This window comes from Nocardioides sp. (assembly GCF_035547795.1).
Taxonomy (GTDB): domain Bacteria; phylum Actinomycetota; class Actinomycetes; order Propionibacteriales; family Nocardioidaceae; genus Nocardioides.
Window position 1 is genome coordinate 1 of record NZ_DASZUF010000103.1, and the last position, 12,989, is coordinate 12,989.

Annotated in this window: 13 protein-coding genes; 7 read left to right on the plus strand and 6 right to left on the minus strand. The window is 72.0% G+C overall.

Annotated features, from left to right (window positions below; translation table 11 throughout):
• The 3 genes from VHA72_RS07140 to coaE all read left to right on the plus strand — a co-directional run.
• A partial coding sequence (locus VHA72_RS07140) for a S1 RNA-binding domain-containing protein (protein WP_325573752.1) occupies positions 1 to 916 on the plus strand: 916 nt, incomplete at its 5' end.
• Between the two features lie 259 nt (positions 917 to 1,175).
• Positions 1,176 to 2,123 (plus strand): helix-turn-helix domain-containing protein, encoded by a 948-nt coding sequence (locus tag VHA72_RS07145; protein WP_325573753.1) that lies wholly within the window; start codon positions 1,176 to 1,178, stop codon positions 2,121 to 2,123.
• Between the two features lie 89 nt (positions 2,124 to 2,212).
• Complete coding sequence (gene coaE / locus VHA72_RS07150; protein ID WP_325573754.1) at positions 2,213 to 2,797, plus strand: dephospho-CoA kinase; 585 nt, start codon at positions 2,213 to 2,215, stop codon at positions 2,795 to 2,797.
• 2 nt (positions 2,798 to 2,799) lie between these two features.
• Here the strand turns inward: coaE and VHA72_RS07155 are convergent, their stop codons facing one another.
• The 3 genes from VHA72_RS07155 to VHA72_RS07165 form a co-directional block, all read right to left on the minus strand.
• Positions 2,800 to 3,738, minus strand: coding sequence for a sigma-70 family RNA polymerase sigma factor (locus VHA72_RS07155; RefSeq protein WP_325573755.1), 939 nt, complete (start codon positions 3,736 to 3,738; stop codon positions 2,800 to 2,802).
• A gap of 164 nt (positions 3,739 to 3,902) precedes the next feature.
• Positions 3,903 to 4,664 carry an MOSC domain-containing protein gene (locus tag VHA72_RS07160; protein ID WP_325573756.1) on the minus strand — a complete coding sequence of 254 codons (762 nt, stop codon included), beginning with the start codon at positions 4,662 to 4,664 and terminating at the stop codon, positions 3,903 to 3,905.
• Positions 4,657 to 6,774 carry a S9 family peptidase gene (locus VHA72_RS07165; protein ID WP_325573757.1) on the minus strand — a complete coding sequence of 706 codons (2,118 nt, stop codon included), beginning with the start codon at positions 6,772 to 6,774 and terminating at the stop codon, positions 4,657 to 4,659. Before VHA72_RS07165 ends, VHA72_RS07160 begins: the two co-directional genes overlap by 8 nt.
• Before the next feature lie 25 nt (positions 6,775 to 6,799).
• Between VHA72_RS07165 and VHA72_RS07170 the strand changes: the two genes are divergently transcribed.
• Entirely contained in the window at positions 6,800 to 7,489 is a 690-nt protein-coding gene (locus VHA72_RS07170; RefSeq protein ID WP_325573758.1) for a LamB/YcsF family protein, read from the plus strand.
• On the opposite strand, the gene VHA72_RS07175 is transcribed toward VHA72_RS07170, so the two are convergent.
• Positions 7,409 to 8,371 carry an EamA family transporter gene (locus VHA72_RS07175; RefSeq protein WP_325573759.1) on the minus strand — a complete coding sequence of 321 codons (963 nt, stop codon included), beginning with the start codon at positions 8,369 to 8,371 and terminating at the stop codon, positions 7,409 to 7,411. The two genes, VHA72_RS07170 and VHA72_RS07175, sit on opposite strands and share 81 nt — an antisense overlap.
• Positions 8,372 to 8,410: 39 nt before the next feature.
• Here VHA72_RS07175 and VHA72_RS07180 point away from each other — a divergent pair, with 39 nt between their 5' ends.
• Genes VHA72_RS07180 through VHA72_RS07190 form a run of 3 tightly spaced genes read left to right on the plus strand, consistent with a single transcriptional unit; the run spans position 8,411 to position 10,331 of the window.
• Positions 8,411 to 8,899 (plus strand): MarR family winged helix-turn-helix transcriptional regulator, encoded by a 489-nt coding sequence (locus VHA72_RS07180; protein WP_325573760.1) that lies wholly within the window; start codon positions 8,411 to 8,413, stop codon positions 8,897 to 8,899.
• A complete protein-coding gene (locus tag VHA72_RS07185; protein ID WP_325573761.1) occupies positions 8,896 to 9,483 on the plus strand; it encodes a 5-oxoprolinase subunit B family protein in 588 nt (195 codons plus the stop codon). Before VHA72_RS07180 ends, VHA72_RS07185 begins: the two co-directional genes overlap by 4 nt.
• A complete protein-coding gene (locus VHA72_RS07190; protein ID WP_325573762.1) occupies positions 9,477 to 10,331 on the plus strand; it encodes a 5-oxoprolinase subunit C family protein in 855 nt (284 codons plus the stop codon). The genes VHA72_RS07185 and VHA72_RS07190 overlap by 7 nt, the downstream gene beginning before the upstream one ends.
• Here the strand turns inward: VHA72_RS07190 and VHA72_RS07195 are convergent.
• Together VHA72_RS07195 and VHA72_RS07200 are read right to left on the minus strand one after the other, a co-directional pair.
• Entirely contained in the window at positions 10,288 to 11,610 is a 1,323-nt protein-coding gene (locus VHA72_RS07195) for a DNA polymerase IV (protein ID WP_325573763.1), read from the minus strand. The genes VHA72_RS07190 and VHA72_RS07195 overlap by 44 nt on opposite strands.
• Positions 11,611 to 11,624: 14 nt before the next feature.
• A complete protein-coding gene (locus tag VHA72_RS07200) occupies positions 11,625 to 12,680 on the minus strand; it encodes an IS110 family RNA-guided transposase (protein ID WP_325573764.1) in 1,056 nt (351 codons plus the stop codon).
• Between the last annotated feature and the right edge of the window lie 309 nt (positions 12,681 to 12,989).

A 12,989-nucleotide genomic window follows, 5' to 3' on the forward strand; every position in this document is an offset into this window, starting at 1 on the left:
CAAGAACCGCAACAACGTGGTGCTCTCGCGCCGCGCCTGGCTGGAGCAGACCCAGTCCGAGGGGCGCCAGGGCTTCCTGACCCAGCTGCAGAAGGGTCAGATCCGCAAGGGCGTCGTGTCCTCCATCGTGAACTTCGGCGCGTTCGTCGACCTGGGCGGCGTGGACGGCCTGGTGCACGTCTCGGAGCTGTCCTGGAAGCACATCGATCACCCGTCCGAGGTCGTCGCCGTGGGCGACGAGGTCACCGTCGAGGTCCTCGACGTGGACATGGACCGCGAGCGCGTCTCCCTGTCGCTGAAGGCGACCCAGGAGGACCCGTGGCAGCACTTCGCCCGGACCCACCAGATCGGCCAGATCGTCCCCGGCAAGGTCACCAAGCTGGTGCCGTTCGGTGCGTTCGTCCGCGTCGAGGAGGGCATCGAGGGCCTGGTGCACATCTCCGAGCTCGCCGAGCGGCACGTCGAGATCCCCGAGCAGGTCGTCCAGGTCAACGACGACGTCATGGTCAAGATCATCGACATCGACCTCGAGCGTCGCCGGATCTCGCTCTCGCTCAAGCAGGCCAACGAGACCGCTGCCGCCGCGGACGTCGAGGAGTTCGACCCGACGCTGTACGGCATGGCCGCGACCTACGACGAGCAGGGCAACTACGTCTACCCCGAGGGCTTCGACCCGGAGACCGGCGAGTGGCTCGAGGGCTACGAGGAGCAGCGCGCCGCCTGGGAGGAGCAGTACGCCAAGGCGCACGCCCGCTGGGAGGCCCACGTCAAGCAGCAGCAGGAGGCCAAGAAGGCCGAGGCGGAGGCCGGCGAGGCCACGTCGTACTCCTCGGCTCCGGCCGAGGAGGGTGCCGGCTCGCTCGCGTCCGACGAGGCGCTGCAGGCCCTTCGCGAGAAGCTGACCGGCGGCAACTGAGTCGGTCCCGCGCTTCGCCGCGGAAGCCCGCCCCCCAACCGGGGGCGGGCTTCCGTCATTTGACGCTGCAGTGGCGCGTGCGCGCCTGGAGCGCGTCGTGGGAGGCCCAGCCGTAGAGCGCGACGAACAGGGCGATGAGAGCGGCGAATCCGATGACGACATCCATGGCAGTAATGATTCGCCCGTCGATAAACAGCCACCAGTGGCAGGAAAGCCGTCTCTCATCGATTTTCTGCCATATGTGTGCGAGGCTGTCCGGGTGACTCTGCGAAGCGTGGCGGCGCTGTTGTGGGACGGCGTGGCGCCGTTCGAGTTCGGGGTGCTGTGCGAGGCCTTCGGCATCGACCGGACCGACGACGGCATCCCGCACCTGGAGTTCGCGATCTGCGCGCCGACGCCCGGCCCGGTCCACACGTCACTGGGCTTCACCATCGGTGTCCCGGACGGCCTCGAGCGGCTGGACCAGGCCGACCTGATCGGCGTCCCCGCGATGCGGCGCGACGTTCCGTTGCCCGCCGGCGTGGGCGACGCGCTGCGCCGTGCCCATGCCCGAGGCGCTCGGATCCTCTCGGTCTGCTCCGGCGCCTTCGCCCTCGGCGAGGCCGGCCTGCTCGACGGGCTGGAGTGCACCACACACTGGAAGCACACCGACGAGCTCGCCGCCCGGTTCCCCGAGGCCAAGGTGGTGCCGGAGGTGCTCTATGTCGACGCGGGCCAGGTCGTGACCAGTGCCGGCACCGCAGCGGGGGTCGACGCCTGCCTGCACATCTGGCGGCAGGAGTACGGCGCGGCCGTCGCCAGCGCGGTGGCGCGCCGGATGGTGGTGCCGCCGCAGCGGGACGGGGGCCAGGCGCAGTACATCGCCCGGGCGGTGCCGGAGTGCGACGCCGAGACGTTCGGACCGCTGCTGGAGTGGATCGTGGCGAACCTCGGCGAGGAGCTGGACGTCGAGTCGCTGGCGCGCCGCTCGGCGATGTCGCCGCGGACCTTCGCCCGGCGGTTCCGCGCCGAGACCGGCGCCACCCCGCATGCGTGGGTGACCAGGCAGCGGGTGCTGCGGGCCGAGGAGCTGCTGGAGCAGACCGACCGGCCGGTGGAGTGGATCGCCCACCGGGTCGGCTTCGCGAACGCCGCGACCCTGCGTCACCACTTCCTGCGGGCCCGCGGCGTCAGCCCGCAGTCCTATCGCCGCAGCTTCGCCTGCTGAGCCTCCTTTGCCCGCCGGGAGCGCGACACCGACCGGGCAGAGTCGGACCGGCTGCTGCGCCTGGTGGTCGACCAGTAGTCTCAGCAGCCATGCGGGTAGGACTCACCGGCGGCATCGCGTCAGGCAAGAGCACCGTCGCGGCGATCCTGACCGAGCTCGGCGCGGTGGTGATCGACGCCGACCGGATCGCCCGCGAGGTGGTCGCCAAGGGCACACCCGGGCTGGCCCGGGTGGTGGCGGCGTTCGGGGCCGAGGTGCTGACGCCGGAGGGGGAGATGGACCGGCCACGGGTCGCTGCGATCGTCTTCGCCGACCCGGTCAAGCGGCACGTGCTCGAGCAGATCATCCATCCGCTGGTGCGCGCCCGCGGTCAGGAGTTGGAACGGGAGGCGCCGGCCGACGCGGTGGTGGTGCACGACATCCCGCTGCTCGCCGAGACCGGCCAGGCGGCCGGCTTCGACGCGGTGATCGTGGTCGACGTTCCCGAGGAGATCCAGATCGAGCGGATGATGCGCGACCGGGGCGTGAGCGAGGCCGACGCCCGGGCGCGGATCGCGGCACAGGCGAGCCGGGAGCAGCGACGGGCGGTGGCGACGTACATCATCGAGAACACCGGGACGCGCGAAGACCTCCGTCGACGAGTGACGGAGGTCTTCGACGAGCTACGCGGCTGAGTTCAGGCTGCCAAGTCCGGGTCGGCGAAGCGGCGCAGCTTCTGCAGCGCCTCGCGCTCCAGCTGCCGGACCCGCTCGGCGGAGATGCCGTGCTTGAGTCCGATGTCCGCCAGCTTGTGCTGGCGGCCGTCGACCAGGCCGTAGCGAGCCCGGATGATGTCGGCGGCGCGGTCATCGAGGCGGCCGACCAGGCTGTTGAGCCGCTCGCGCGACTCCACGTCGATGAAGTTGAGATCGGGGCCCGGCGAGGTCTCCTGGGCCATCAGGTCGCCGAGTGAGGTGTCGCCGTCGTCGTCGACGGGGGAGTCGAGGCTGACGTGCTCGCGGCCCCACGCCATCAGGTCCAGGACCCGGTCGAGCTCCATGTCGAGCTCCTTGGCGATCTCGGCCGGCTCGGGCTCACGGCCCAGCTGCCGCTCGAGCGTACGGCGAGCACCGCCGACCTGGTTGAGCTCCTCCACCACGTGCACCGGCAGCCGCACCACGCGCGCCTGCTGGGCGATGCCGCGGGTGATCGCCTGCCGCACCCACCAGGTGGCATAGGTGGAGAACTTGTAGCCCTTGGTGTAGTCGAACTTCTCGACCGCACGGATCAGGCCGGTGTTGCCCTCCTGGATCAGGTCCAGCATCGGCATCTGCGCCCGGCCGTACTTGCGCGCGATCGAGACGACCAGGCGCAGGTTGGCCGTGATGAACCGGTCCACGGCCTTGCGGCCCTCCTCGGCCAGCCACTCCAGCTCCTCGCGGGTGGCGCGGCCCGGGGCCTTGCGGCCGTAACGGCCCTCCGCCAGCAGATGCTCGGCCATCAACCCGGCCTCGATCGCCTTGGAGAGCTCGACCTCTGCGGCCGCGTCCAGGAGGTCGTTGCGCGCGATCTCGTCGAGGTACAGACCGACGCTGTCGCGGCCTTCGATCTCACGTGTCGCGGTCTGTGTCGCCATGGGACCCTCCTCAGCGCATGGGGCGAAATGCCCGACGTTGATGACAACGCTGCAAGTGCCCCGGGGATTCCCGCGGTATGCACCGGCCGGCGTCGTGCTCTTGCCCCGTTCGACGTGCGAGAACACCCGGAAAGTTGCGGCGCCAGGGAAGTCTCAGGGACTTCTCAGGGCATCCCCCGAACAGAGCCGGTGGCCACCACCTCGGCGTAGACACCGAAACACGGCTCGCCGGCCGCGTTGAGCGGGCGGTACGACGCCAGGCTCCGCAGCAGCCGCCCGTTGCGCTCGCCGGTGACCGGGTCGATGTCGATGACCGCACAGCGCGGGATCGGCCCCGCCACCCGGACCCTGGCCTCGCCCACCGCGAGCTCGCGACCCCGCCAGCCGTCCTCGGCGAACGGCTCGGCACCGGTGTCGATGACCAGCGTCGCCCGGAAGCGCGCCGGATCGATCGGCGTCCCGGTCCGGGCGGCCAGGTCGTCCAGCGTGGCCCGGGCCAGGAGCGTGACCCCGCCGCCGTAGATCACCGCACGTGGCGGCGCGGCCGCGAGTCGGACCGGCTTGCCGAGGTAGGCCGAGAGGAGTGCGTCGTGCGGCCCGTCGAGCAGCTCCAGGTCGGCAGCACGGCCCCAGTAGTCGCAGACGAGCCGCTCGCCGCTCGGCTCCGGCGTAGCGGTCGCCGCGGTGCCGTCGGGGAGGGTGACGCTCAGCGCGGTGCCCTCCAGCCGGGCGAGCACCGCGGTCAGGGTCGGGTGCTGGACGGTGCGCAGCACCCGCCGGGTGGCCACGTCGACCAGGCACAGCCTGCGGTCGCCGACGGCGCCGTACCGCTCCAGGCGGACCGAGGAGTGGGCGAGGTGGCGGGTCCCCTTGATCGGCGCGAGGCCGGCTCGCAGCACCGGCACCCGCGCCGCTGCGTCAGGCAAGGCCCATCCGGTCGAGGATCCAGGCCAGGCTGAAGGCGCGGTCGTGCCAGGCCTTGTAGCGCCCCGAGACGCCGCCGTGGCCCGCCGCCATCTCGGTCTTGAGCAGGACGTCGGCGCCCGCGACCGCCCGCAGCTTCGCGACCCACTTGGCCGGCTCGACGTAGAGCACCCGGGTGTCGTTGAGCGAGGTCTCGGCCAGGATCGGCGGGTAGGGGTGTGGGGCGACGTTGTCGTAGGGCGCATACGAGGCGATGTAGTCGTAGACCTCGGGATCGGCCTCGGGGTTGCCCCACTCGTCGTACTCCACCACCGTCAGCGGCAGGGTCGCGTCCAGCATCGTGGTGAGGTTGTCCACGAACGGCACCGCCGCCACGATGCCGCCGAACTGCTCGGGCGCGAGGTTGGCGACCGCACCCATCAACAGGCCGCCGGCGCTGCCGCCCTCGGCGATGGTCAGCTCCGGGGTGGTCCAGCCGGTCGCGACCAGGTGCCGGGCGCAGGCGATGAAGTCGGTGAACGTGTTGCGCTTGGCCAGCTGCTTACCCTCGTCGTACCAGCGCCTGCCCATCTCGCCGCCGCCGCGGACGTGCGCGATGGCGAACGCCGCGCCGCGGTCGAGGACCGAGAGCCGGAAGAGGGAGAAGCTGGGGTCCATCGAGGCCTCGTACGAGCCGTAGCCGTACAGGTGCAGCGGCACCGGCTTCCCCGCCGCGCGGGCGTCGCGGCGCACCACGATCGAGATCGGCACGTGCGCACCGTCCTCGGCGGTGGCCCACAGCCGGTGCTCCTCGTAGTCCTCGGGGTCGTAGCCGCCGAGCACGGGCTGCTGCTTGCGCAGGTGCAGGCTGCGGTCGCGCACGTCGTAGTCGTAGATCGAGCTGGGGATGCGCATGGTGGTGTAGCCGATCCGCACCGTCGGCTGGTCGAACGCCGGGTTGCCGCCCGAGCCGATGGTGTAGAGCTCGTCGTCGAAGGCGACCAGGTAGTCGTCGCGCACGCCGTCGTCGCAGAGCTCCAGGATCCGCAGCTGAGTCAGGCCCTGGCTGCGCTGGTGCACGACCAGGTGGCTGGCGAAGGCGTCCACCTCCTCCAGCCGGACGGCGGGGTCGTGCGGAATCAGCGGCTGCCAGCCCGACCGCGGCGTCGGCGCGATCGGGGCCGTCGCCAGCTCGAAGTCGGCTCCGGTGGCGTTGTGCAGCACCAGGAAGACGTCCTCGCCGCCGAGTCGGGCGTGCTCGAGGTTGTACTCGACGCCCTCCTCGCGTGCCGCGAACAGCTGCCAGCCGGCCTCGGGACGGTCCTGGTCGAGGAAGCGGTACTCGGTGGTGGTCTTGGCGCCCGACTCGATCACCAGGAAGCGGTCGGTGCGGGTGCGTCCCACGCCGCACCAGAACCGCTCGTCGGTCTCGTGGTAGACCAGCTCGTCCTCGTCCTGGTCGGTGCCGAGCACGTGCCGCCAGACCTTGTCGGGGCGCCAGGACGCATCGACGGTGGAGTAGTAGAAGCTCTCCCCGGCGCGGTCCCAGGTGACGCCGCCCATCACGCCCTCGAGCACGTCGGGCAGCAGGTCGCCGGTGGTGAGGTCCTTGACCCGGACGGTGTAGCGCTCGTCGCCCTTGACGTCGGTGCTGTAGGCCAGCAGCGTCGTGGTCGGGCTGACCGCACTGCCGCCGAGGGAGAAGAAGTCGTGGCCCTCGGCGAGATCGTTGTGGTCCAGCAGCACCTCCTCGCCGGGTAGGGCGGGCTGGTCGGCGGCCACCTCCGCGGGCGTCGGCGGGGTCCAGTCGTCCTCGTCGGCGACCGGGACGCGGCAGGAGGCGCCGTACTCCTTGCCCTCGAAGGAGCGGCCGTAGTACCAGTAGCCGCGGTTGCGGGTCGGCACCGACAGGTCGGTCTCCTGGGTGCGGGCCTTGATCTCCTCGAAGAGCCGCTGCCGCAGGTCCGCGAGGTGGGCGGTGCGCGCGGCGGTGTAGGCGTTCTCGGCCTCGAGGTAGGCGATCACCTCGGGGTTGTCCTTGTCCCGCAGCCACTCGTAGTCGTCGGTGCGGGTGCGACCGTGATGCGTGCTGGTAACGGGTCGCCTCGCGGCGACGGGCGGCTGCTCGGGCATGTCGGTGACCCTATCCTCGGATGCCATGACCCCGACCGTGGACCTCAACGCCGATCTGGGCGAGGAGATCACCGACGACGCGGGGCTGCTCGCGGTGGTGACCTCGGCGAACGTCGCGTGCGGCTTCCACGCGGGCAGCCCGGCGATCATGCGTGCGGTCTGTGCCGAGGCCGCGCGCCGCGGCGTGGCGGTCGGCGCCCAGGTCTCCTACGCCGACCGGCCCAACTTCGGCCGGGTCGAACTCGACGTGCCCTATGACGTGCTCCGCGACCAGGTGGCCGAGCAGGTCGGCGTGCTGACGGCGCTCGCCGCGGCCGAGGGCATCCCGGTCGGCTACGTGAAGCCGCACGGAGCGCTCTACCACCGCACCCTGGACGACGCCGAGCAGGCGGCGGCGGTGCTCGCCGGCTCCGGCACGCTCCCGGTCCTCGGTATGACCGGGTCGCTGCTGGAGCAGGCGCAGGCCCAGGGGCGTTCGGTGTGGCATGAGGGCTTCCCCGATCGCGGGTACGACGAGCGTGGCCGGCTGGTGCCGCGCTCGCGACCGGGTGCGCTGGTCACCTCCGCCGAGGCGATCGTGGCCAACGCGCTGTCGCTGGCGACGCGGGTGGACTCGCTGTGCCTGCATGGCGACTCACCGGGTGCCGTCGAGCACGCCCGCGCGGTCCGGTCCGCGTTGGAGGACGCCGGCTGGACGCTGGCCCGGTTCTCCTGACGCCGCCGGCGAGCCGGCGCCGCGGTGGCGTCGTACGGCGTCGAGCACGGCCGGCTGGCCGACCAGCACGCCGCCCAGCACCAGAGCCATCCCGGCCAGCCGCACCGGGGTGAGCCGCTCACCGGCCAGGGCGACGCCGATGACGGTGCCGGACACCGGGTTGAGCAGGCCGACCAGGGACACCGCCGCCGCGGGCAGTCGGCGCATGCCCTGGAACCAGACCACGTAGGCCAGCACCGTGCCGGCCAGGCCGAGCCAGGCGAACCCGCCCAGCGCCCGACCGTCGAGGTGCGGCGGTGCGCCCTCGGCGAGCAGCGCGACCGGCACCAGCACCAGGCCGCCGAAGATCAGCTGCCAGGCGGTGAACGTCAGCAGGTCGACCGGCGGACGCCAGGTCTTGACCAGCACGAAGCCGAGGGAGGAGATCGCGACGGCTACCAGTGAGGCCAGCACGCCGAGCGCGTCGACGGCGCTGGCGCCGCGCCAGACCAGCAGGGCCACGCCGGCGATGCCGACGACAGCCGCCGCCAGCGAGGCCCGACGTGGGCGCTCGCCGGCCAACGCCCAGGCAAGCAGCATGATCATCAGCGGCGAGGTGGCGGTCAGCGTCGAGGCCAGCCCGCCGGGCAGGCGGTCGGAGGCGATGAAGATCAAGGTGAAGAACGCGGAGAAGTTCAAGACGCCCAGCAGCGCCGTGCGCCACCACCAGGATCCCCGCAGCAGGCCCGGGCGCAGGGCGAGCAGCAGCAGGCCGAAGGGCAGCGCCCGCACGGCCGCGCCGAACAGCGGCCGGTCGGCGGGCAGGTAGGTGGCGGTGACGTAGTAGCCCGAACCCCACGCCACCGGGGCGGCCGCGGCCGCCACCAGCCATTTGATTTCCATGGAAGATATAGTCGCTTCCCTGGAAGATATATTCCAGCCATGACCGACCACGTCGCCCGAGTGATCGCGCAGTGGCGGCGGGAGCGACCCGACCTCGATCCGTCGCCACAGGGTGTCATCGCCCGGCTGCACCGCATCGCCAACCGGCTCACCGAGGAGCTCGTGGCGGTGTACGCCGCCCACGAGCTCGGCGAGGGCGAGTTCGACATCCTGGCCACGCTGCGCCGGCAGGGTGCGCCGTACGCGCTGAGCGCCGGTGAGCTGGCCGCCCAGACGATGGTGACCTCGGGGGCGATCACCAAGCGGGTCGACCGCTGCATCGTGCGCGGCTGGGTGACCCGGGCGCCCAGCGACGTGGACGGGCGCGGGCGGGTGGTCGCGCTGACGCCGGCGGGGCGGGCCCTGATCGACGCCGCGTTCACCGACCATCTGGCGAACGAGAAGCGGTTGTTGGCGCACTTCACCGTCGCCGAGCGGGAGCAGTTGGCCGGACTGCTGACCGGCTGGGCCGAGGAGCTCGGGCTGTGAGTGTCACGGTCCGTCGCTACGGCGCGCAGGCGGCGTTGGTGGAGGTGAGCGACGCCAGCCAGGCGGCCGCGCTGGCAGCCTGGGCGCGGGCCGACGGGGTGCCGGCGGCGGAGATCGTGCCGGCCGCCCGCACGGTGCTGTTCGACGGCGTCGAGCCGGACTGGCTGGTCGGCCGGTTGGCCTCGTGGAAGCCGGAGGTCGCGCCGCCGCCGGGGCCGGTGGTGGAGGTGCCGGTGGTCTTCGACGGGCCCGACCTGGATTTCGTCGCGGCTCGGTGCGGTGGCGATCCCGCCGGGCTGCTGGCATCGGTGGAGCTGACCTCGGCGTTCTGCGGCTTCGCGCCCGGCTTCGCCTACCTGATCGGACTGCCGGACGCGCTGCGGATGCCGCGGCTGGCCAGCCCACGCGCGCGGGTCGAGCCAGGGTCGGTCGGTCTCGCGGACGCCTACTGCGGCGTCTATCCGACCGCCTCGCCGGGCGGGTGGCGGATCGTGGGCCACACCGACGCGGTGCTCTGGGACGCCTCGCGGGCGCAGCCGGCGCTGCTGGCGCCCGGCACCCGGGTGGTGCTGCGGCCGTGCTGAGCGTGCTCGGCACCGGGCCGCAGGTGCTGGTGCAGGACGCCGGGCGGGTCGGCTATGCCCACCTCGGCGTGCCGCGTGCGGGCGCGCTGGATGCCCCTGCTGCGAGGCTTGGCAACCGGCTGGTCGGCAACCCTGCCGGCGCGGCCGTGCTGGAGGTGCTGCTCGGCGGACTGGCACTGCGCGCCGAGGCGGGCTGTTGGGTGGCGGTGACCGGGGCCGAGGTCGCGGTGTCGGTCGACGAGGTCGCCCGCGGGCACGGCCGGGCGGAGTGGCTGCCGGCGGGGTCGGTGTTGCGGCTCGGCGTACCGCGCGTGGGGCTGCGGTCCTACGTCGCCGTCGCCGGCGGCATCGCCGTCGACCCCGTGCTCGGCTCCCGGTCCACCGACACGCTGGCCTGGGTCGGGCCGCCACCGGTCACGGTCGGGAACGTGCTGCCGGTCGGCGCCGCCCGCGGCGTACCCGCCGGTGTGGAGGCGCCGCTGCCACGCCGGCCCGGCCCGCTGCGGCTGCTGCCGGGCCCACATCCCGAGCTGTTCGGCGAGCTCGGCGCCCTGACCCGGACGCGCTGGGAGGTGCTGCCGGCCTCGAACCGGATCGGGCTGCGGCTCTCCGGCCCGGCCGTGCCGCGGGCCGCGGGAGAGCTGCCCAGCGAGGGCACGGTGCTGGGCGCGGTGCAGGTGCCACCGGACGGGCGACCGGTGGTGCTGCTGGCCGACCGCGGGCCGACCGGCGGCTATCCGGTCGCGGCAGTGGTCCATCCCGACGACCTGTGGCAGTGCGCGCAGCTGCGGCCGGGCGAGGGCGTCAGCTTCCGGGCATGGGGGCCGCGATCGGCGGGCAGGGGCTGAGCGCTGGGTCGTCGGCGGCGTAGGACCGGACTGGGCCGGCCGGTGTCTCGGCGGTCTCGAACCGGACCGTCACCACTCCGCGGCCTGCACCCCAGACCCAGCCGCGACCCAGCTCCGCGTGGACGACATCCATGCCCGGGCTCCAGGTGTGGGGGCTGCGGGCCGGCTGCTCGGGCACCTCCTCGGGGATGTCCTCGGGCTGGCCCGCCTCGCCGAACAGGTCGTCCTGGATCCAATCGGCCAGCCCGGAGACGCCCACGCCCAGTAAGCGGACGCCGGCCGAGGTGTCCAGGTCGGCCAGCAGCCCGCGCGCCAGCCGGGCGATGGTGGCGGCTTGGTCGGTCGGGGCAGGCAGCGTCGCCGATCGGTTGAGCGTGGTGAAGTCGAACAGGCGGACCTTGATCGTGACGGTGCGCCCGGACAGGCCGCTCTTGCGCAGCCGGGCGGCGACCTCGCCGGCCTGGCGGGTGAGCAGGTGCTCCATCAGGGTGCGGTCGGTCAGGTCGGTGTCGTACGTGCCCTCGACGCTCACCGACTTCGTCTCCCGCTCGGCCACCACCGGGCGGTCGTCCTGGGCGCGGGCGAGCGCGTACAAGCCCTGGCCGTGTGCCTTGCCGACCAGACGGACGAGCTCGTCGAGGCTGACCTGCTCCAGGTCGGTGACGGTGTGGATGCCGGCGCGCCGCAGCCGCTCGGCGGTGGCCGGGCCGACGCCCGGGATGATCTGCACGCTCATCGGCCGCAGCAGCGCCAGCTCGCTCCCGGGAGGTACGACGACCAGGCCGTCCGGCTTCTCCAGGTCGCTGGCCACCTTCGCGATGAACTTGCTGGTGCCCAGCCCCACGCTCGCCGTCAGCCCGCCGGTCGCCTGCTTGACGGTGGCGCGGAGGTGGTGGGCCAGGGTGGTGACCGTCTCCACGTCGAGGTCGGGCAGATCGGCCTGGGCCAGGTCGACGAAGGCCTCGTCGAGCGAGAGCGGCTCCACCAGTGGGGAGACCTCGCGTAGCAGACCCATCACGATGTCGCTGACCGCCCGGTAAGCCTCGAAGCGCGGATAGAGGAAGGCGGCGTGCGGGCACCGCGCCCGGGCCTCACGGGTCGACATGGCAGACCTCACGCCGTAGCGGCGCGCCTCGTAGCTCGCGGTGGCGACCACGCCGCGGCCACCGATCCCGCCGACTACCACCGGCTTACCGCGCAGGGACGGCTTGTCGCGCTGCTCCACGGAGGCGAAGAACGCGTCGAGGTCGAGGTGGAGCACCGACGCGTGGGACCGCATGGGTTTCTCCTATGTCAAGCCGCGGCCGGGATGGTGGCCGGTCGGGTGCTGGAGTTGTGGTTGTTCTTCGGGGTGTTGAACACGACTCGTGCGAGTCGTCGCTTGAGTGCGCGGAGGGCTTCGGTGGTGGAGTTCCCAGCAGCGAGGCGCTTGTCGTAGTAAGCCCGTCCCAGCCCGTCGAGCCTGATCTGAGTGACCGCGATACGGTGCAGCGCAGCGTTGAGCTGCCGGTTGCCGGACTTGTTCATCCTCACCCGGCCCTTGGTGCGTCCCGACCAGACCGGGATCGGCGCGACTCCGGCGTGCATGGCGTACTTGGCCTCGTGAGCGAAGCGGCCGATGCCGGCGGTCTCTGCGACGATCTTGGCCGCGGTCAACGCACCACAGCCGGGCAACTCCAGCAATACCGGCGCCTGGGCGGCGACCAGCGCGCTGATCTCCTTCTCCAACGCGTTGACCCGGCAGGTGAGCTGCTCGATGTCAGCCAGCAACTCCAGGCCCAACCGGGCGTCGATGCCATCGCGACCGTTGAGCAACTCGACCAGCTCAGCGCGCGTCTTGGCACGGTCCAGCGACTTCGGTGCCGGGTCCACCCTCGGATCGGTGCGGTGCAGGTGCCAGCGGAACCGGTTGATGATCGCAGTGCGCTGGTTGACCAGGTCCTCACGATGGTCGACCAGCAGCTTCACCTCCCGTGAGGCCTCGTCGTGGGACGCGACCGGCAGATCGGGCTCACGCAGCGCGGCGCGGGCGACCGCGAGCGCGTCGATCGGATCCGACTTGCCGCGAGTACGCGCAGTGCGGCGTTGCTCGGCCATCATCTTCGGCGGGACCCGTACCACCCGCTCCCCGGCATCGAGCAGATCGAGCTCGAGCCGGGCCGAGAGGTGACGGCAGTCCTCGATCGCCCACATGACCCCGTCGACGAAGCGGGCTCGCGCCCAAGAGATCGCCTTGTCATGGCCCTTCGGATCCGCCCTCACCGTGAGCTCAGCAAGCTTGCGGCCAGCCTCATCGACCGCGACGAAGGTGTGCGTCCGCTTGTGCACATCCGAACCGATGACAACCATGGTGGTTGCCTCCTTTCACCCTGATCAGTGACGGGACGGTCGGACCGGTCGGCGGACACATCTCAGTGGGGGCGACGCCACGCTCCTATCAAGTCACGCCGGCCGGTCCTTCACACCCGCTGCCGGCAAAACCCATGAACACCAGACCCGAAGGCCGGCACCGACGCTATGAATCGCCCCGGGTTTCGTGGAGGCTCGGTTAGTTGGATCCGACCTCGGTGAGGACCGGGTTCTGACGGTAGTGCTTGACGGGCTGGCATGCCCAGTGGTTGGCCTCGAACTCGGCTGGCGGGACGAGTCCGATCTCGC

Bases quoted from the DNA above. Each gene is read 5' to 3' on its own strand.
- coaE (WP_325573754.1), top strand. From the start codon at position 2,213: ATGCGGGTAGGACTCACCGGCGGCATCGCGTCAGGCAAGAGCACCGTC.
- VHA72_RS07155 (WP_325573755.1), bottom strand. From the start codon at position 3,738: ATGGCGACACAGACCGCGACACGTGAGATCGAAGGCCGCGACAGCGTC.
- VHA72_RS07165 (WP_325573757.1), bottom strand. From the start codon at position 6,774: ATGCCCGAGCAGCCGCCCGTCGCCGCGAGGCGACCCGTTACCAGCACG.
- VHA72_RS07170 (WP_325573758.1), top strand. From the start codon at position 6,800: ATGACCCCGACCGTGGACCTCAACGCCGATCTGGGCGAGGAGATCACC.
- VHA72_RS07175 (WP_325573759.1), bottom strand. From the start codon at position 8,371: ATGGAAATCAAATGGCTGGTGGCGGCCGCGGCCGCCCCGGTGGCGTGG.
- VHA72_RS07180 (WP_325573760.1), top strand. From the start codon at position 8,411: ATGACCGACCACGTCGCCCGAGTGATCGCGCAGTGGCGGCGGGAGCGA.
- VHA72_RS07195 (WP_325573763.1), bottom strand. From the start codon at position 11,610: ATGCGGTCCCACGCGTCGGTGCTCCACCTCGACCTCGACGCGTTCTTC.
- VHA72_RS07200 (WP_325573764.1), bottom strand. From the start codon at position 12,680: ATGGTTGTCATCGGTTCGGATGTGCACAAGCGGACGCACACCTTCGTC.